Annotated in this window: 20 protein-coding genes and 1 tRNA gene; 17 read left to right on the top strand and 4 right to left on the bottom strand. The window is 40.0% G+C overall.

The window, feature by feature from the left end:
• Positions 1-13: 13 nt before the first annotated feature.
• From groL to KKF19_03290, 16 genes are all read left to right on the top strand, one after another.
• The gene (groL, locus tag KKF19_03365; GenBank protein ID MBU2579962.1) at positions 14-1,651 is read left to right on the top strand and encodes a chaperonin GroEL; all 1,638 of its coding nucleotides are present in this window, start codon (positions 14-16) and stop codon (positions 1,649-1,651) included.
• 177 nt (positions 1,652-1,828) lie between these two features.
• Positions 1,829-2,386 (top strand): LemA family protein, encoded by a 558-nt coding sequence (locus tag KKF19_03360; GenBank protein ID MBU2579961.1) that lies wholly within the window; start codon positions 1,829-1,831, stop codon positions 2,384-2,386.
• 3 nt (positions 2,387-2,389) lie between these two features.
• Positions 2,390-3,283 (top strand): M48 family metallopeptidase, encoded by an 894-nt coding sequence (locus KKF19_03355; protein MBU2579960.1) that lies wholly within the window; start codon positions 2,390-2,392, stop codon positions 3,281-3,283.
• 4 nt (positions 3,284-3,287) lie between these two features.
• A complete protein-coding gene (locus tag KKF19_03350) occupies positions 3,288-3,536 on the top strand; it encodes a hypothetical protein (GenBank protein MBU2579959.1) in 249 nt (82 codons plus the stop codon).
• Between the two features lie 18 nt (positions 3,537-3,554).
• Positions 3,555-3,639, top strand: a tRNA-Ser gene (locus tag KKF19_03345).
• A gap of 9 nt (positions 3,640-3,648) precedes the next feature.
• Positions 3,649-4,344: a DNA alkylation repair protein gene (locus KKF19_03340; GenBank protein ID MBU2579958.1), complete on the top strand. Its 696-nt coding sequence runs from the start codon at positions 3,649-3,651 to the stop codon at positions 4,342-4,344.
• Positions 4,345-4,347: 3 nt separating this feature from the next.
• Positions 4,348-6,087: a DNA primase gene (gene dnaG, locus KKF19_03335; protein MBU2579957.1), complete on the top strand. Its 1,740-nt coding sequence runs from the start codon at positions 4,348-4,350 to the stop codon at positions 6,085-6,087.
• Positions 6,084-7,223, top strand: a complete 1,140-nt coding sequence (locus tag KKF19_03330; protein ID MBU2579956.1) for a sigma-70 family RNA polymerase sigma factor — start codon at positions 6,084-6,086, stop codon at positions 7,221-7,223. Before dnaG ends, KKF19_03330 begins: the two co-directional genes overlap by 4 nt.
• Positions 7,224-7,229: 6 nt before the next feature.
• On the top strand, positions 7,230-8,864 hold the full coding sequence (locus KKF19_03325; protein MBU2579955.1) for an O-antigen ligase family protein: 1,635 nt from the start codon (positions 7,230-7,232) through the stop codon (positions 8,862-8,864).
• Positions 8,812-9,816, top strand: coding sequence for a glycosyltransferase family 2 protein (locus KKF19_03320; GenBank protein ID MBU2579954.1), 1,005 nt, complete (start codon positions 8,812-8,814; stop codon positions 9,814-9,816). Before KKF19_03325 ends, KKF19_03320 begins: the two co-directional genes overlap by 53 nt.
• 92 nt (positions 9,817-9,908) lie before the next feature.
• On the top strand, positions 9,909-10,928 hold the full coding sequence (locus KKF19_03315) for an LCP family protein (protein ID MBU2579953.1): 1,020 nt from the start codon (positions 9,909-9,911) through the stop codon (positions 10,926-10,928).
• Position 10,929: 1 nt separating this feature from the next.
• The gene (locus KKF19_03310; GenBank protein ID MBU2579952.1) at positions 10,930-11,733 is read left to right on the top strand and encodes a glycosyltransferase family 2 protein; all 804 of its coding nucleotides are present in this window, start codon (positions 10,930-10,932) and stop codon (positions 11,731-11,733) included.
• A 14-nt stretch (positions 11,734-11,747) separates the two neighbouring features.
• Positions 11,748-12,953 (top strand): S41 family peptidase, encoded by a 1,206-nt coding sequence (locus KKF19_03305; GenBank protein MBU2579951.1) that lies wholly within the window; start codon positions 11,748-11,750, stop codon positions 12,951-12,953.
• 8 nt (positions 12,954-12,961) lie between these two features.
• A complete protein-coding gene (locus KKF19_03300; GenBank protein MBU2579950.1) occupies positions 12,962-13,237 on the top strand; it encodes an acylphosphatase in 276 nt (91 codons plus the stop codon).
• A 25-nt stretch (positions 13,238-13,262) separates the two neighbouring features.
• Positions 13,263-13,712 carry a 50S ribosomal protein L9 gene (gene rplI, locus KKF19_03295; GenBank protein MBU2579949.1) on the top strand — a complete coding sequence of 150 codons (450 nt, stop codon included), beginning with the start codon at positions 13,263-13,265 and terminating at the stop codon, positions 13,710-13,712.
• A 24-nt stretch (positions 13,713-13,736) separates the two neighbouring features.
• Positions 13,737-15,365, top strand: coding sequence for a CTP synthase (locus KKF19_03290; protein ID MBU2579948.1), 1,629 nt, complete (start codon positions 13,737-13,739; stop codon positions 15,363-15,365).
• Here KKF19_03290 and rpmA read toward each other — a convergent pair.
• Positions 15,352-15,624 carry a 50S ribosomal protein L27 gene (gene rpmA / locus KKF19_03285; protein MBU2579947.1) on the bottom strand — a complete coding sequence of 91 codons (273 nt, stop codon included), beginning with the start codon at positions 15,622-15,624 and terminating at the stop codon, positions 15,352-15,354. The two genes, KKF19_03290 and rpmA, sit on opposite strands and share 14 nt — an antisense overlap.
• 6 nt (positions 15,625-15,630) lie before the next feature.
• Here rpmA and KKF19_03280 point away from each other — a divergent pair, with 6 nt between their 5' ends.
• Positions 15,631-16,011, top strand: a complete 381-nt coding sequence (locus KKF19_03280) for a hypothetical protein (protein ID MBU2579946.1) — start codon at positions 15,631-15,633, stop codon at positions 16,009-16,011.
• 1 nt (position 16,012) lies between these two features.
• Here KKF19_03280 and KKF19_03275 read toward each other — a convergent pair whose 3' ends face one another.
• The 3 genes from KKF19_03275 to KKF19_03265 form a co-directional block, all read right to left on the bottom strand.
• Positions 16,013-17,149 carry a PD-(D/E)XK nuclease family protein gene (locus KKF19_03275; protein MBU2579945.1) on the bottom strand — a complete coding sequence of 379 codons (1,137 nt, stop codon included), beginning with the start codon at positions 17,147-17,149 and terminating at the stop codon, positions 16,013-16,015.
• Positions 17,150-17,160: 11 nt separating this feature from the next.
• Positions 17,161-18,105 (bottom strand): tyrosine-type recombinase/integrase, encoded by a 945-nt coding sequence (locus KKF19_03270; protein ID MBU2579944.1) that lies wholly within the window; start codon positions 18,103-18,105, stop codon positions 17,161-17,163.
• 138 nt (positions 18,106-18,243) lie between these two features.
• Positions 18,244-18,639, bottom strand: coding sequence for a hypothetical protein (locus tag KKF19_03265; GenBank protein ID MBU2579943.1), 396 nt, complete (start codon positions 18,637-18,639; stop codon positions 18,244-18,246).
• Between the last annotated feature and the right edge of the window lie 10 nt (positions 18,640-18,649).

Genomic DNA, 18,649 nt, shown 5'->3' with positions numbered 1-18,649 from the left:
AAATAAAAAAATTATGGCAAAACAAATTAAATTTGACGAACAAGCCAGACACCTGCTTAAAAAGGGTGTTGATAAATTAGCTAATGCCGTTAAAGTGACCTTAGGTCCCAAGGGACGCAATGTCGTTTTAGACAGGGGTTTTGGTTCTCCGGAAATTACCAACGATGGCGTGACGATTGCCAAGGAAATTGAATTGGAGAATAAATTTGAAAATATTGGCGCGGAGATTATTAAAGAAGTTGCCAGCAAAACCAATGATATGGCGGGCGATGGAACAACCACGGCGACTATTTTAACGCAAGCGATTGTGACGCAGGGTTTGAGAAATGTGACGGCGGGCGCTAATCCTTTGGCGTTAAAGAAGGGAATTGAAAAAGGCGTTAAGGCGGTGGTGAGCGAATTAAAAAAGATGTCAAAAAAAATTGCCGGGAAAGCGGAAATCGCGCAGGTTGCGACTATTTCAGCCGAGGATTCTGAAATCGGCAATATGATCGCCGAAGTTATCCAGCAAATCGGCAAAGACGGCGTTGTGACAGTTGAAGAGTCGCAAACACTTGGCATGTCCCAAGAGATCGTCAAAGGAATGAGAATTGACAAAGGATATATTTCCGCCTATATGGTCACAAATACCGAAAAAATGCAAGCGGAATACGACGACCCGTATATTTTAATCACGGATAAGAAAATTTCAAGCATTCAAGAAATTTTGCCCCTTTTGGAAAAAATTACTCAAAGCGGCAAAAAGGATGTCGTCATTATCGCCGAGGATGTTGACGGAGACGCTTTGGCGACTTTGGTTGTGAACCGATTGAGAGGGACTTTTAACGCTTTGGCAGTTAAAGCGCCTGGGTTTGGCGATCGCCGCAAAGAGATGTTGGAGGATATCGCCGTTTTGACGGGCGGGCAAGTTATTTCCGAAGAAGTCGGACTTAAACTGGAAAGCGCCGAATTAAAAATGCTTGGACGCGCGCGCAAAGTCATTACTGATAAAGAAACCACGACGATTGTTGAAGGGCAGGGAGGCAAGTCGGAAATTGAGGCGAGAATTAATCAAATTAAAATGGAATTAAGCAAAAGCGATTCTGATTTTGATAAAGAAAAATTACAGGAACGGCTGGCAAAATTGTCAGGCGGTGTGGCAGTGATTAAAGTTGGCGCTGCGACCGAAACAGAACAAAAATATAAAAAAGCCAAAACAGACGACGCATTGGCGGCGACGAAAGCGGCAGTCGCGGAAGGAATTGTTCCAGGCGGAGGCGTCGCGCTGATCAGAGCATTGTCGGCGCTGGATGAAGTTAAAGCGAAAGGAGAGGAAAAAATCGGGCTGGCTATTTTGAAGAAAGCGCTTGAAGAGCCGTTGAGGCAAATCGCCAATAACGCCGGACAAGACGGTTCGGTTGTTGTTGACGCGATTAAGAAGAACAAGGGCGCTTATGGATATAACGCGGCGACTAATAAATACGAAGACCTTTTCGCAGCGGGCGTAATTGACCCGACGAAAGTTGTTCGCGCGGCGCTTGAGAACGCCGCTTCAGCCGCGGCAATGCTTTTGACGACAGAATGCGTCATTACTGACTTGCCCGCGCCAAAACACACCTGTGGCTCGCCCATGGGCGGAGGAATGGGTGGCGGAATGCCAGGAATGATGTAATTTTCTTTAATTGAGGTCAAACCTAAAAGTGTTCAACGTTCAACGTTGAACACTTTTTAGTTGCGAAAATATGTTTTTGGAAGTATAATGGCGGTAAAAGAAGCGATAAAAACACCTCTTAAATTGGCTTTAATTTTTTGAAAAAAGTTAGATTTGGTTTTTGGGGAATAAAAAAATATGCCAACAATTTTGTGGGTTATAATTATTTTAGCGGTTGTTGTTGTTCTGTGGTTAATCGCCATCTATAACGGCTTGATTAAGATGAGAAACAGAACAGACGAAGCGTGGTCCGATATAGATGTTCAATTAAAAAGGAGATATGATTTAATTCCTAATTTGATTGAAACGGTTAAGGGATACGCCGCGCATGAAAAAACGCTTTTTGAGAAAGTAACACAAGCCCGAACGGCGGCGATGGGCGCGGAAAATCCAAACGAAAAAGCGGAAAAAGAAAACATTTTGTCGGGAACTTTGAAATCATTATTCGCCGTGTCAGAAAATTATCCCGATTTGAAAGCGAACGAAAATTTTTTGGAACTGCAAAGAGAATTGACCGACACCGAAGACAAAATCCAAGCGTCGCGCCGATTTTACAACGGCAATGTCCGCGACATCAATATTAAAATTCAACAATTCCCCAACAACTTAATCGCTGGGGCGCTCGGCTTTAAGAAAAGAGATTTCTTTGAGACAGAAAACGAAGCGGAAAGGGAGCCGGTCAAAGTCAGTTTCTAATAAATGGCTACTCTTTACACTCAAAAAGACAGCAATATCCGGAAGACCTGGGTTTTGATTTCGCTTTTTTTGATTTTTATCATCGGGCTCGGCTGGATTTTTAGTTATCAGTTTGAGAGTCCGGTTATTTTGGTCGCTGCGGTTATTTTCAGTTCAGCGATGAGTTTTTCGTCTTATTGGTATTCGGACAAAATTGTTTTGAAAATCAGCAAAGCGAGGGAAATTAAAAAGAGCGACAGCCCGGAATTGTATCGCTTGGTTGAAAATCTCGCTATTACGGCGGGATTGCCTTTGCCCAAAATTTACATTATTGATGAGGCGTCGCCGAACGCTTTCGCGACGGGACGCGATCCGGAGCATGCCGTTGTCGCTGTGACGAGAGGGCTTTTGGAAAAATTGGAAAAATCAGAATTGGAAGGGGTTTTGGCGCATGAAATGAGCCACATCGGAAATAGGGACATTCTTTTGCAAACGGTTGTCGTTGTTTTGGTCGGATTGGTCGCTTTACTTTCTAATTGGTTTCTGCGCTGGAGTATTTTTGGCGGCAGACGGAGGAGCAATGATGGCGGCGGACGACTTGGCGCGATTATGGCGGTCGTTGGAATTATTCTCGCGATTTTATCGCCGCTCATCGCTCTCTTAATCCAAATGACCATTTCCCGAAAAAGAGAATTTTTGGCCGACGCCAATGGCGCTTTGTTGACGCGCTATCCCGAAGGGCTGGCAAAAGCGCTCGAAAAAATATCCAAAGACGCGACCCCTCTAAAAGTAGCCAACAAAGCAACTGCTCATATGTATATTGCCAATCCCTTCAAAGGCAAAAAAGTAAGCAAACTATTCATGACCCACCCCCCGATAGAAGAAAGAGTTAAAATTTTAAGGGGAATGGAGGTGTAATAATATGGGATTATTTTTTTCTGACGGTAAAAAAATATATCGGGACGAATTTAAGAAGATATTGCGAAGCGTTCCTGAATTGTCTGAATCTGAGCGAGCCTACACCGAAGGCGCTTTCCAAAGAGCTTTAGAGGACGGCTTGACGAAGGGTGAATTAGAAAAAGAAATTAGCCGCCTGAAGCGCGTTTCAGGCGATCCTTTGGACTCTTCGGAATTAGAAAAATTAAAAAAGAAACTGGTTGAACATTTGTAACGGCTATTGTTTATATAAGGAGAGGTCGCATAGTGGCCGATTGCGCGCGCTTGGAAAGCGCGTATACCGAAAGGTATCGCGGGTTCGACTCCCGCTCTCTCCGCTCTAAAAAATGCTGAATCAATTAAAAAACGAATTGCGAAAAGCGGGGGATAAAAGACGGGCGGAGGTTTCGGCGAGGTTTTTTAAGACAGGAAAGGGGGAGTATGGGGAGGGCGATGTTTTTTTGGGGGTTGGCGCGCCGAAACAACGATTATGCGCGAAAAAATACGCTGATTTAGGGATGGGGGATTTGCGGAAATTGCTTTTGAGCAAGATTCACGACCATCGGTCAGTCGCTTTATATATTTTAATTCTCCAATACAAAAAATCGGACGCGAAGGGTCAAAAAAAGATTTTTGACTTTTACTTAAAAAACATAGAGAATGTCAATAACTGGGATTTAGTGGATTCGTCCGCGCCGCAGATTGTAGGGGACTATTTACTAAACAAAAACAGAAGAATTTTATATAAATTAGCCAAGTCGCCTAATTTGTGGAAAAGAAGAATTTCTATTTTATCTACTTACCATTTTATTAAAAACAACGACTTTGAAGACACGCTCAAAATTTCGGAAGCGCTTTTGGAGGATAAGCATGATTTAATTCACAAAGCGGTTGGTTGGATGTTGAGGGAAGTTGGAAACAGGGACCAAAAAACAGAAGAACGGTTTTTAAAAAAACATTACAGAAAAATGCCGAGAACAATGCTGCGATACGCGATTGAAAAGTTTGAGGAGAAGAAAAGAAAGTTTTATTTGAAAAAATAACCTATGATTGATTCTCCAATAGATGAAATTAAAAACCGATTGGATATTGTGGATGTGATTCAGGGATATATCCGCCTGCAGAAGACGGGGCGGAATTATCGCGCGAATTGCCCTTTTCACGCGGAGAAAACGCCTTCTTTTATGGTTTCTCCCGAAAAGCAGATGTGGCACTGTTTCGGATGCGGCAAAGGGGGGAGTATTTTTGATTTTGTCATGGAGATGGAGGGGTTGGAATTTGGCGACGCTTTGCGGACTTTAGCTCAAAAAGCGGGAGTGGAATTAAAAAAAACAGATACCAAATTTGCCGAAAAATTTAGAACTGAAAAGACACTCCTTTATGAAATTTGCGATTTAGCCAACCGTTTTTTTGTGAAGCAGTTGGAAGAAAGCAAGACAGGAAAGGAAATGAGGGATTATCTTGTTGAGAGAGGTCTCCATTTAGACACAATTAAAGAATGGCAAATCGGATACGCGCCCAGGGGCTGGCAATCACTCTTTGATTTTTTAAGCGGTCGCGGCTACGCTGATGATAGTATTTTGAAAACTGGCTTAGCCGTCCAAGGTAAAAATTATTACGATCGTTTTCGCGATAGAATTATTTTCCCTATTAACGATCTTAATGGTGCGGTTGTCGGATTTACGGGGCGAGAAAATCCTAAAAATCCTGACGCGCGCATGGGAAAATATATTAATACTCCCAATACGCTTATTTACGATAAGAGTTGTATTTTATATGGATTAGACAAGGCGAAAGTTGACATTCGGCAAAAAGATGTTTGTATTTTAGTGGAAGGACAAACAGATGTAATTATGTCGCATCAAGCGGGAGTTAAGAACGCGGTCGCTAGTTCTGGAACCGCCCTCACGGAACAACAATTGAGAATTATTAAGCGATATACAGAAAATTTAACAACGGCTTTTGATATGGACACAGCTGGAGAGATGGCGACAAAAAGAGGAGTTGACTTGGCTCTTCAATTTGGTTTTAACGCCAAAGTCATTGTTTTGCCCGATAATCAAGACCCAGCGGATTGCATCAGAAAAGACGCTCATGTCTGGGAAAAAGCGATTGGCGAAGCGGAGGAATTGGTCGCGTTTTATTTTGACGGCGCTTTTTCAAAAAACGACAAAGAAACAGTGAACGGTAAAAAAGAAATTAGCGGAATTATTTTGCCGGTTCTCAAAAAGATTTCTAATAAAGTTGAACAGGCGCATTGGCTTCAGGAATTGGCGGCGCGGTTGAAAATTCAAGAAGCGGCTTTAATTGAAGAAATGGATAAGGTTAAAACAGAAAAAAAGTTTTCTCAAGAAGAAACCAACCTGAACCCGACATTATTTGATTCTGAAGAATACACAATCGGCCTTGTTTTGTCTCACCCCGAACATTTTGAAAAGTACAAAGACGAAGCGAACGGTTTATTCGCGCGTTTGGAGTTGAAACAAATATTTGAAGCGCTAAAAACAGACGCTGGTTGGAAAAAGGACTTAAAAAATCTTAAAAACAATTTGCCGCTGGATTTGTTTGAAAAAACAAATTATTTAACTTTTATGATAGAAGCGCGAAAAGATATGCGGGAGGACTTTAATCCAGAGAAAGAAATGGAGTTTTGTTTTGATCAATTAAAAGATCGATATTTAAGGAAAAAAAGAAATAAGTTATCGCTGGATATTAAAGAAGCGGAGAATAGGGGAGACCAGTCATTATTAAAACAATTAACTGAAAAATTTAATAAAATACAATGACCAAAACAAAAAAGACAGCTCAAAAAAAAGCTATTAGAAAAAAACCAAGAAAACCTCGGGCGAAAAAAGAGCTCATCACCGAAAAGCAAATTGAAGAATTAATTCAGAAAGGCAAGGAAAAGGGGTTTGTCACAAACTCTGAATTGTTGCGAATAATCCCCAAAGTAGAGGACGATATTGATGGACTGGAAAGGGTTTATGATCGCTTGAAGGATGTAAGTATAAAAGTCGTTGAATCAGTTGATTTTTTGGACGCGTCCAATGAAGTCAAAAAGGTGGACAAAGATAAAATCCCTCTTCGGATGGAATCGTTTGACAATGTTCAAATGTATTTGCGAGAAATTGGGCGGATTCCGCTGTTGACCGCGCAAGAAGAAGTCAAACTCGCTAAAGGGATTGAACGAGGAGATGAAGAATCAAGACAAAACTTAACTCAAGCGAATTTGCGACTGGTCGTGAGTATCGCCAAAAGATACGCTGGACGAAGCCGAAGTTTAAGTTTGCTTGATTTAATCCAAGAGGGCAATATTGGTCTTTTTAAGGCAGTTGAAAAATTTGATTATCATAAGGGGTATAAGTTTTCCACTTACGCCACCTGGTGGATTCGCCAAGCGGTGACGCGCGCGCTTGCCGACCAATCGCGAACAATTAGAATTCCAGTTCATATGGTTGAGACGATTAGCAAATATACTCAAATCAGAAGACGACTTCTTCAAGATTTAGGGAGAGAACCCCTGCCTGACGAAGTCGCCGTTGAAATGGAAGAGACCATCGAAAAAGTTAGGCAAATTATGAAAATTTCCCAAGAGACAATTTCTTTAGAAGCGCCCGTAGGCGACGACGAAGAAGACAGTAATTTGGGGGCGTTTGTTGAAGATAAAAAAACAATTTCTCCCGCCAAAGTCGCGGCGAGAAAAATGCTTAAAAAACGATTAAAAGAAATTTTAGTTGACTTGTCTTTGCGAGAACAGAAAATTTTAGAAATGCGTTTTGGGCTAAAAGATAATATTACCCACACATTAGAAGAAGTCGGACATGAATTTGGCGTGACAAGAGAGCGAATCAGGCAAATAGAAGCGAAAGCGTTAGAAAGAATTCGCCAACACGAAAACGCGGTTAAGTTGAAGGGATACTAAACTTACATGAATTCATCAAAGGCAAAAAACATAACTATTCTTTTAGCCGAATTGGCGGTTATTTTTTTAATGGTATTTGGCGTCGTCCCTCGAGAAGCAAGTTTGTTTTTGACCGGCTTGATGATTTTTTATTTCATTTTCGCTCCCTTAAAGGATTCTTTTTGGGTTTTTATCGCTTCTATCCCTTTGTTTGTCGCCTTGCCATTAACCGAAAATTTTGATTATATGGCAAACTGGCGGATTTTGTTAGTTGTTTTATTTCTTGTTTTGTTTTTTAGACAAGGCGTATCAATTAATTTGGTTAAAAACAGTTTAGGAAAGTGGCGTCTAAAAGAGAATCTAAAGCATGGTTTGATTGAATATTTAGTGGGCGTCTTTTTAATCATTGGCGCTCTCTCTCTTTTTGTCGCGGATGATCTTTGGATCGGCGCCAAAAAATTTATTTTTCTAATTAATGTTTTTCTTTTGTTTTTAATTATTCGCAATTTGATTAATAAAAACAAAGAAGCTGTTTCCGAAATATTAAGCGCGCTCAAGGTCGCAGTTGGCTTGACTCTGGCCATCGGTTTTACCCAATTAATCGTTGTTTTTTTTATTCCCCTGCATTCATTTTGGCATTTTTGGGACAGGCAGGTTATTTCCGTTTTTTACGGACAAAATTTAAGCGAACTTTTGTCTTACAGCAATACATGGTTTTCTTATTACGCTTACCAGTCGCCAACCTTGCGAATGTTTTCTATCTTTCCCGACTCTCATTCTTTCGCTCTTTTTTGCGTTCTTTCTTTACCTTTTTTATTAGCAATGATTTTCACGAAACACGCTAAAAAAAAATTATATCTCGGTTATTTTCTTTTAATCGTATGTTTAATGGCTATTATTTTTTCTGGCTCAAGAGGCGCCTGGGTGAGCGCTTTAGGCGCGCTTCTGATTTTTTTATTTAGCATTCTGCTTTTTTATTCACCAACAATTCGTTCAAAAACGGATTTCTTTATTCCTAAAATTATTGGAAATTGGAAAAAAAAGATACAACTTATTTTTGGGTGTTTGATTATCTTTTTTCTTTTGTTTCCGATTGCTTCAGGCATCCTTTTGCTTTCTGAAAGAACGCGAACGGGAATGGCGCCAAAAATGGAAACAATTTCTTTTTTTGAAAGAGCGAGGAGTATCGCTGATTTCGCGGAAACATCAGTTAGAGGTCGTTTAGAAATTTGGCAAAGAACGATTGATTCAATCGCGGCGCGCCCTGTTTTAGGGGTGGGAATAGGGAACTATCCCTTAGTCCTTAACGAAGAGATGTCGTCGGTTAAAAGAGGAGCCTCGGCGCATAATCTTTATCTTGATGTCGCTGCGGAAATGGGAATTTTTGCTCTTCTTGTTTTACTGGCGATTTTTTGGCAGATAATTAAAAAATTGTGGCTCATTTTTCAGGACAAAAAAGAAATAAAAGACGCTTATTTGCAATCTTGGGCAAGTTTTTTCTTTCTTGCTCTGATCTGGGTTTTAGGATATAGTTTATTTGATGTAGTTCTCCTTAACGATAAAGTCCTTTTGTTTTTTATGGCTAATCTTGGTCTTTTATACGCGGCTTATGCAAAAAAATCTTCCGGTGGTCTCAATCAATCTTCTAACTTACAACGCTGAAAAATATATTAAGAGTTGTTTGAATTCTGTTTTTAGCCAGGCCTACCCGGAACTGGAAATTTTGATTATTGATAACGCTTCAACGGACGGAACGGTTGAATATTTAAAGAAATTACCAAAAAGGCAAAACCTCAAAATTGTTTTTAATAAAAAAAATGTTGGTTTCGCGGCTGGACATAATCAAGGTATAAGAAAGAGCGGAGGAGAATTTGTTTTATGCCTCAACCAAGATGTTATTTTAGAGAACGGATTCGTTCGAGAGGCTGTGGAAATTTTTAAGAAAGACCGCAAAATAGCGTCCGTTCAGGGAAAACTTTTGCGCTGGAATTTAGGTCTGTCGACTATTATTGATACGACTGGTTTGGTCATTTTTAAAAACAGGCGAATTATTAACAGAGAACAAGGACAGATTGACCAGGGGCAATTTGAGAATCGTGAAGAAATATTCGGCGCGGACGGAGCGGCGCCTGTTTACAGAAGAGAGGCGCTGGAGGATGTTAAAATCAAAGAAGAATATTTTGACGAAGATTTTTTTTGTTATAAAGAGGATGTTGATCTCGCCTGGCGGCTGCGATTGCGCGGATGGAAAGCAATTTATCAGCCCAAGTCAGTCGCTTGGCACGCGCGAACAGCGGGCGATAGCGCGGCGAAAGGTTATTTATCAATCGTGAGAGAACGGCTGAAAATCAACAAGTTTGGCAAATTCCACGCTTTTAAAAATCAACGATTAATGCAATTAAAAAACGAACAGCCGTTATTGCTCATTAAACATCTGCCCTGGTTTTTGCCAAAAGAAATTATTTCCTGGGTCTATGTCCTGCTTTTTGAAAAATATACATGGAAAGCGATGAAAGAACTATTTAAACTAACCCCCAACGCCTGGCGAAAAAGAAAAATTATTATGAAGAAGAAAAAAACAAGCGCGAAGGAAATGGAGAAGTGGTTTGAATGAGAAATTAGGGGACAAAATTAGGGGACAGTCCCCATTCTGAATGGGGACTGTCCCCGGTGTTAACTGTCTCTGGTGTTGGTATTAATTAAATTATGGAAATTCAGGAGAAGAAGAAAAAATTAATTTGGATTGTTGGTCCTCTTTTTGTTTTGGCGGGGTTTTTGGCGCTTTTCTTTTTTAAAGCGGGATTTACCGTGAGCCAAGTGATTGATTGGACGGGAGCTGTTTTGCCTTCTTCGGCTGACTTACCTCAATTACCGGAAGATGACCCGAATCGTCTTAATATTTTGCTTTTAGGAATGAGAGGAGCGGAAGATAATGATAACGATGGCAGATTTCTTTCTGATACGATTATTTTGGCGAGCATTGAAAAGGATACTGGCAAGACGGCTTTGATTTCATTGCCGCGCGACCTTTATGTTAGAATTTGGTGCGTTCCTGAAACAAAAAAAATCAACTTCGCCTATGCTTACGGCGGGCTGGATTGCGCTAAAAAAACTGTCTCTTTAGTGACGGGTCTTTTTGTTGACTACGCCATAAGCGTTGATTTTAGAGCGCTTCAAGAAACAGTTGAAGCCTTGGGCGGAATTACGATTTACAGAGAGACGCCGTTTGAAGAAAGTTTCCAGTGGGCGAAAGAGGGTTGGGAAGAAGACAAGCATTGGTTTATTAAAGAAATTGACGGCGAAGAAAAGTGGGTTTTTTATGTGCCCGAAGGCGAAAGCGAATTGGACAGCCAAACGGCTCTTTATTACGCCCGTTCCCGCTATTCAACGAATGACTTTGACCGAATGCGCCGCCAACAGCAAATAATTTTGGCGATTAAAGAAAAAGCCCTTACTCTGGGCGTTTTAGCAAACCCCGTCAAGGTCTATAATCTAATGGATGTTCTTGGCAATAATGTTAAAACAGATATGAACTTATCCGCCATTAAACAAACAATCGGTTTAGCGGCGGGTTTGGACTTAGATAATATTAAAAAAGAAGTAATTGACATCAGCCCGAATGGACTGCTTTATCAAACATTTATTGAAGAAGAATATGTCCTTTTGCCAATCGGAGATAATTTTGATAGAATCAAAGAAGTTTGCCAAAATATTTTTAACGATTAATATGATTTCCATTATTATCACACACCACCAAACGCTGGCTTTGTTAAAACTTTGCTTGAAGTCAATTAAGGAAAATATTGGCGCTCTTGATTATGAAGTCATTATCGTTGATAGCCAATCAGAAGAAAAGACGCGCGACTTAATTGAAGAAGAATTTCCCTCAGTTAAATTAATTCATTTTCTAAAAAATGTCGGATATGCTAAAATTGTTAACGCCGGCATTAAAGCGGCAAAGGGGGATTATATTTTAATCCTTAACGCCGATATTTTAATTTTGAAAGATTCCGTTTCAAAAATGCTTAAATTTATTGAAATCCATCCTCAGGTCGGCGCGGTTGGTCCGCGGTTGCTGACTTTTAGCAATCAACCACAAAGTTCTTGTTTTAGATTTCATAGCATTGGAGCGATTTTGGCGAGACGAACATTCTTCGGTCGGCTCAAATGGGGGAAAGAAAAATTAAATCGTTTCTTAATGGCGAACGAAAATTTATCCGTTCCAAGAATGGTTGATTGGGTTCAGGGTTCAGCAATCTTGGTCAGCCGCGTTGCTCTTGAAAAAGTCGGCCTGCTGGATGAGAGATTTTTTATGTATTTTGAAGATACCGACTGGTGCCGCCGGTTTTGGCAAAACGGATATCAGGTCGTTTATCTGCCAACCGCCCAAATGTCCCATTATTATTATCGCGTCAGTAAAAAATGGGGTGGTCTCTTAGACATTTTTTTTAACAAATACACTCGCCTCCACTTAATCAGCGCCACCAAATATTTTTGGAAATGGCGAGACAACAATTCGGCTATCGGATAGCCGAACGATAAATTATGAAAAAATATATTTCTATTCCAGTTTGGGTTTTGCTTTTGGCTCTTGTTTTTGGAGGCGGGTTTTGGGTTGGGCAGGATAGCATTCCTTCGGTTAATAAAATTGAAGGATTGGCGAATAAAGACATTGGGCAGCCGATGGATATGAGTGTTGATTTTAATTTGTTTTGGGACGCTTGGCGCGTGGTTGAAACAAAATATGTTGACCGCTCTGATTTAGACAAGCAAAATATGGTCTATGGGGCGATTTCCGGCCTCTTGGGTTCATTAGACGACCCATATTCCGTCTTCATGCCGCCTCAAGAAAGCAAGAAGTTTATGGACGACATTAAAGGTAGTTTCGAGGGCATTGGCGCGGAGATAGGCATTCGCAAAGGCATTTTGACGGTTATTTCCCCATTAGAAGGCAATCCGGCGAAAAAGGCGGGGCTGATGGCGGGAGATAAAATTCTTAAGGTGGACGAAACAATCACTTCCGATTTAACGCTTGACGAAGCAGTCAATTTAATCAGAGGAGAAGGAGGAACAGAAGTGGTTTTGCTCATCGCCAGGGACGGGCTGGACGAAACGAAGGAAATAAAAATTATCCGAGATGTAATTCAAATCCCCATTATTAAATGGGAGATCAAGGACGGCGACATCGCCTATATCCAACTCTATCACTTTACCGAAAATTCAGCGCGCGAGTTTGAAAAAACAATTAGAGAAGTTCTTAAATTAAATCCCGAAGGTCTCGTTTTAGATGTTCGCAATAACCCGGGCGGTTATTTAGAAGTCTCCGTTGATATCGCGAGTTGGTTTTTGCCAAAAGGAGAAACAGTCGTAATTGAGGATTTTGGCGATAATGGGGAAGAAAACATCAGATACCGCAGCCGAGGATATGGCGCTTTGGAGAATCTTCCAACAATTGTTTTAATCAATGAAGGTTCCGCTTCCGCTTCAGAAATTTTAGCAGGCGCTTTGCGCGATATTAAAGGAATTAAACTTGTCGGAGAAAAAAGTTTCGGCAAGGGTTCGGTTCAGCAAATGGAAAAACTTGATGGCGGTTCTAGCATTAAAATCACAATCGCCAAATGGCTCACGCCGCTTGGAACAAACATCAACAAAGAAGGCATCGCGCCCGATGTGGAAGTAGAACTAACACTGGAAGATATGGAAGAAATGCGCGACCCGCAATTAGAAAAAGCGTTGGAGATGTTGAGGTAATAGTTAAGATGATCAAACAAATTAAAATTAAAGTTTATGGGCAGGTGCAGATGGTTATGTTTCGCGATTCAGTCCGGCGGCAGGCGAAAAAATTGGGTTTGACGGGCTGGGTTAAAAATGAACCAGACGACACAGTTCAAATATTTGCCGAAGGAGACGAAGAGGGGTTGAAAGAATTGGTTAAGTGGTGTTATAATGGACCTGTCTTGGCGAGGGTTGATAAAATAGATGTTGGGTGGGGAGAGGCCACTGGCAAATTTGATAAATTTGAGATAGAATACTAAAAGATAAAATACTAATGACAAAAATATGAAAATAATATTACTACAAGATGTGGAAAAGTTAGGCAAGAAAAACGAGATCAAAGAAGTGGCCGATGGTTATGCCCGCAATTTTTTAATTCCAAATAAAATGGCTGTTTTAGCCACCAAATCAGAAGTCGCTAAAGTAGAGGAGCAAAACAGAATTAAAGCCCAAAAAGCCGAAGAAGAATTGGCGCGCTTTCAGGAAGTGGCAAGCCAATTAGACGGGGTGGAATTAGAAATCGTCTCCAAGGCGGATGATGAAGGCAAACTTTTTGGAGCGGTAGGCGCCGCTGATATCGCCGAAAAATTAAAAGAACAAGGGCTTGAAATTGACAAGAGTCAAATTAAGACAAAGAAGCCACTTAAAGAAGTAGGGGAATACGAAATTACAATTGAATTGCCCCATAATTTGGAAGTTAAAATTAAAGCAATTGTTGTCGCGGAAAAAAAATAACGCCTGTCCGCGCCGAAGAATCTTATGCTAAAGACAAGATATATTTTTGTGATTGGGGGAGTGATGTCTGGAGTTGGCAAAGGAATCGCGACCGCTTCTATCGGAAAGATTCTTCAGAGCAAGGGATATAAGGTCTCGGCGATAAAGATTGACCCTTATATCAATGTTGACGCGGGAACAATGAACCCGATTGAACATGGCGAGGTTTTTGTCACAGACGACGGGTTAGAGTCCGATCAAGATCTCGGAAACTATGAAAGGTTTTTAAACCAGGACTTGCACAGCGACAATTACATGACTACTGGGCGGGTCTACCAAACCGTCATCCAAAAAGAAAGAAACCTCGGTTATCACGGAAAATGCGTGGAGGTCGTCCCTCATATTCCAGAAGAAGTTATTCGCAGAATTAAAAAAGTCGCCAAAAAAGACAGCGCGGATTTTGTTCTAATAGAAGTGGGCGGCACAGTGGGGGAGTATCAAAATATTTTATTTTTGGAAGCGGCGCGAATGCTGCATTTAAAACATCCTAAGGATGTTCTTTTTGTTTTGGTGAGTTATCTGCCCGTGCCGAAAAAAATCGGCGAAATGAAAACAAAGCCGACTCAATCGGCCGTTAAAGCCATCAATTCTGTCGGCATCCAGCCGGACTTTATTATTGCTCGCTCTGAATATCCATTAGACGAACCGAGAAAAAAGAAAATTTCCATCTTTTGCAATGTTCAAAAAGAAGATGTTATTTCCGCGCCTGATATTCAAAACATTTATGAAGTTCCATTAAATTTTCAAAAAGAAAAATTAGGACAAAGAATTTTAAAAAAATTCAAATTAAGAGCCAAAAAGAAAAATTTAGAGGACTGGCAAAATTTAGTTAAGACAATTAAAAGTTCTAAAAAAAGAGTTAATATTGGCATCGTCGGAAAATATTTTAGTACAGGAAATTTTGTTTTATCCGATTCATATATTTCGGTCATTGAAGCGGTCAAGCATAGCGCTTGGCATCATAAAAGAGGAGTGAAAATCCATTGGCTTAATTCGGAAGAATACGAAAAATCGCCGCAAAAAATTAAGGAATTAAAAAATCTTGACGGCGTGATTGTTCCGGGCGGATATGGCGATAGGGGAACCGAGGGAAAAATTAAAACAATTGAGTTTTGCCGAAAAAATAAAATTCCTTATTTAGGCCTCTGCTATGGCATGCAATTGGCCGTCGTTGAATTCGCCAGAAATGTTTGCGGATTAAAAGACGCCAACACGATAGAAATCAATCCTAAAACCAAGTATCCAGTGATTGATATTATGCCGGAGCAGAAAGTTAAAATAAAGGAAAAGAATTACGGAGGCTCAATGCGGTTAGGCGCTTACAAATGCGAATTGGCGAAGGGAACGCGATCTCGGCAAGCGTATAAACGCAAGGAAATTTTCGAAAGGCATCGCCACCGCTATGAGTTTAATAATGATTTTAGGGCTCTTTTAGAAAAGAAAGGATTAATTATCGCCGGGGTTAATCCGGAGAAAAATTTAGTTGAAATTATTGAATTAAAAAATCACCCGTTTTTCGTGGCGACTCAATTCCATCCTGAATTCAAATCCCGCCCATTAAGCCCTCATCCATTGTTTCTGGAGTTTATTAAGGCAGGTCTTATTTCACGCTAACTACTTTAGCGACTCTCCGAGAACCGTCAAATCTTTTTATTTTTTTAGTGGCAAACTCAACAATTCCTTTCGCGAGGGAATAAATAGTATCATCTCTCCCAAGACGAACATTCTTGCCGGGAACAAATTTAGTTCCTCTTTGACGGATAATAATACTGCCCGGCTTGGCTTTTTGGCCACCAGATAATTTAACTCCTAAATATTGTGGTTGCGAATCGCGGCCTAACTTTGTAGACCCCGCCGCTTTTGTTTTAGACATACCCCTATGTTATCTCAAATTAAAAAATTCGTCAAGAAACTTGAGCCCGAAATTATCTTAACCACGGGAATTGTCCTAACCGCCTTAATTAGTTTTGGATTTGGCCGATTGTCCGTTTCGTCAGTTGAAGACAAGCCAATTGTGATTGAAACGCCATCTTTAACGGCCTCCATTCAGCAATCCGTAAACGAAACAACAGAACCGCGAGAAATGGCTGAAGGAAAAATTATAGGAAGCGTCAACAGCGATAAATACCATTGGCCCAATTGCCCGCACGCCCAAAAAATATCCCCTGAAAACCAAATCTGGTTCTCATCCGAAAAAGAAGCCCAAGCAGCCGGCTACAAACCCTGTGGCAATTTTGAGAAATACAAACCAAACCAATAATTTATTTTTTCTTCACCGCTGAAATCACCTTAAATTCTCTTTCTAATGTTTTTGTTTGGTCTATTTCTTTTTTCAAATGGTAGGGGAGGGTCTCAATTAATTTTCTGAATTTGGGCATGTCAATTGTTAAAATCTCGTTCCATTTTTTCATTGGTTCAAGAATTTCTCGGACTTTGCTAAAACTATAACTAAATCTTTTTTGCGTTGAGCGGGTAATTTGCCCGTCCTCGCCAAAAACGCGGTCTATTTTATTAGCGTCGCAGTATTGGTTAATCGCCAATTTAAGTTCGCCCAATCTTCTATTACTTTGGTTTTGTTTGAATTTAATGTCAAAATATTCGGCGATCACTTCTTTAATTTTCGCGTTATCTATCGTCTCCTCTTCTTTAATGAATTTATGCCTAAAGAGCGGACAGTATCGTTGAAAAGCGCACCAATCGCAAAGAGGATTTGAGATCGGCTCAAAGGCGCTTTCTCTGATTTGACTGATTAAAGAAAGAATTTTTTCTTTGCTCTCGCCAACTTGTTTATCGCTTCTTTGCGTTGAAAGTTTTTCATTATGCCTCAAAAAATGAAGCGATAATTTAATCGGCTGATTCTCTTTTTGAAAAGAAGGCCAGCGGCTAATGACTCCGAGATGATAAACTGAAAGTTGAAGATTGCCGTCTACATATTCTTGGGATGGCATTTTTTTTGTCGTCTTGTAATCAATCACCTCAAACGAGCCATCGGCCAATTTATCAACGCGGTCAATTCGTCCTGTGATATAGTGTGTTTCTTCGCCATCCAAAAGAGGCGCCGCGAAAAGCGTTTCTAAACTGACGATAATGGAGTCGGTTTTTCTATTTTGAGAGCAATAATTTTTTAAAATTTCAACACCTTGATGAAACGCGAATGCCTCTTCTTGTTCGTCCTGGTAAATTTCGCTATCCCATTTTTCCGTAAAGTATTTTAAAATATCTTCCTCAAGCGGGGGAGTGGGCTGGCTGGGATTGTGAAACACATTCAAACATTCGTGAATCAAGGTGCCAAAAAACGCGTCCTTTGATTTAGGAGTTCTAATTCTCTCAATATATTGAAATTTGTATTTAGCCGGACACAACGAAAATGTTTCCAGCCCAGAGTAGGAAATGCGCATATTGTTTTTTATTATTCATCTAACCCGCCGCCGCTGTGAAATTGACGGTGAACATCGCGCAGCCGCTTATTCGTCACATGAGTATAAATTTGAGTAGTGGCGATATTGCGATGCCCCAAGAATTCCTGAATCAGTCGCAAATCAGCGCCTTTGCTTAACAAGTCTGTGGCAAAAGAATGTCTTATTGTGTGTGGAGTCGTATTAACAGGCAATCCCGCCAATAACGCGTATCTTTTTAAGATTCTTTCTATATAGCAAGCAGTAAGACGCCTTGAAGCGTCTTTTCTTCCTTGATAGTTAATAAATAGCGCCTTTTCTTTGTCTTGCCTTGTTTTAAGATATTTTTTTAACCACTTAACTGATCTTTCGGAAAAATAAACTGTTCTCGGATAATTACCTTTGCCGATAATACCAACTTCTAAATCCTTTGTTATTGCTTTTAATCTAATTTGCTCTTTGTTAAGCGAGACCAATTCAGCTATTCTTAAACCAGTTGAAAACAATGATTCAAGGATTGCTCGGTCGCGCAATCCAGCGCGTTTTGATGTATTAGGCGCCGCGAGTAGTTTTTTTATCTGTTCCAAATTTAAAAAATGAACTGTTTTTTCACCTTTATTTTTCCCTAATTTAATTTTTTCAGCAGGCAGAGTAATTATATCGCGGTCAGCGAAAAAATTTAAAAAAGACCTTAAAGCGATTAGATAATAATTTTGGGTTGATTTTTTAAGGGGCGTTTTTGACTGACGCGACAAATATACTTTATAATCCCAAATATGAGCGGGGGAGATCTGGTGAGGTTTTAAGTCGTCTAATTTGTTTTCTTTTAACCAAACCAAAAACTTTTTTAAAAACTTGGAATAATTTTCTTGGGATTTATTAGATAGACCTCTTTCAATGTCCAACCAATCCAAAAAGTCCGTTAAGTGGTCAGGAATGGGTTTTTCACTTTCTTGCATATTTATAATATGTTAATGTATGGTTAAGATATATTATCCATACATATATCTATTATAATATACAGTTCTAAAGCCGTCAAATTCGTTTTGTGGATAACCTCCCCTACCCCTACTATTACTTTTAGACCGAATATATTTTTATTTCTCAAGCCAATTAAATAAATAATCTTTTGCTTGGCCGACTTGCTCTCTAATAAGAGCGCTCCCCTGCTGAATTTTAGTTTTCAGGGGATTAAAGGTGTTTATAATTTTGCTTTTAATTCTTTCTTTTATTTTTTCCTTTATCTCTTCTGTCGCTTGCTCCGCCTTTTTAGTTATTTTTTCTTGCGCGTCTTCCAAAACCTCCTCTGCTTTAGTGTCTATCTCGCGCGGAATGCTATCCGTTTTCTGTTTCACAAAATCAAAAATATGTTTCGCGTAATTACTTATTTTTTGGTAATTTGAATCAGCCCAACCCGACAGTTCCTTGTCCCCCGCCGAAGCGGTTCCAAAGGAAAAGATGAATATAAATAGAATAATAATAAAATAACGCATAATTTTGAAT

The sequence above is a fragment of the Patescibacteria group bacterium genome (genome assembly GCA_018830295.1).
In the GTDB taxonomy this organism is placed as follows: Bacteria; Patescibacteriota; Minisyncoccia; order Portnoybacterales; family UBA2143; genus JAHJSM01.
The sequence above is the reverse complement of the archived record's forward strand: the minus strand, read 5'-3'. Positions and strand labels throughout refer to the sequence as shown.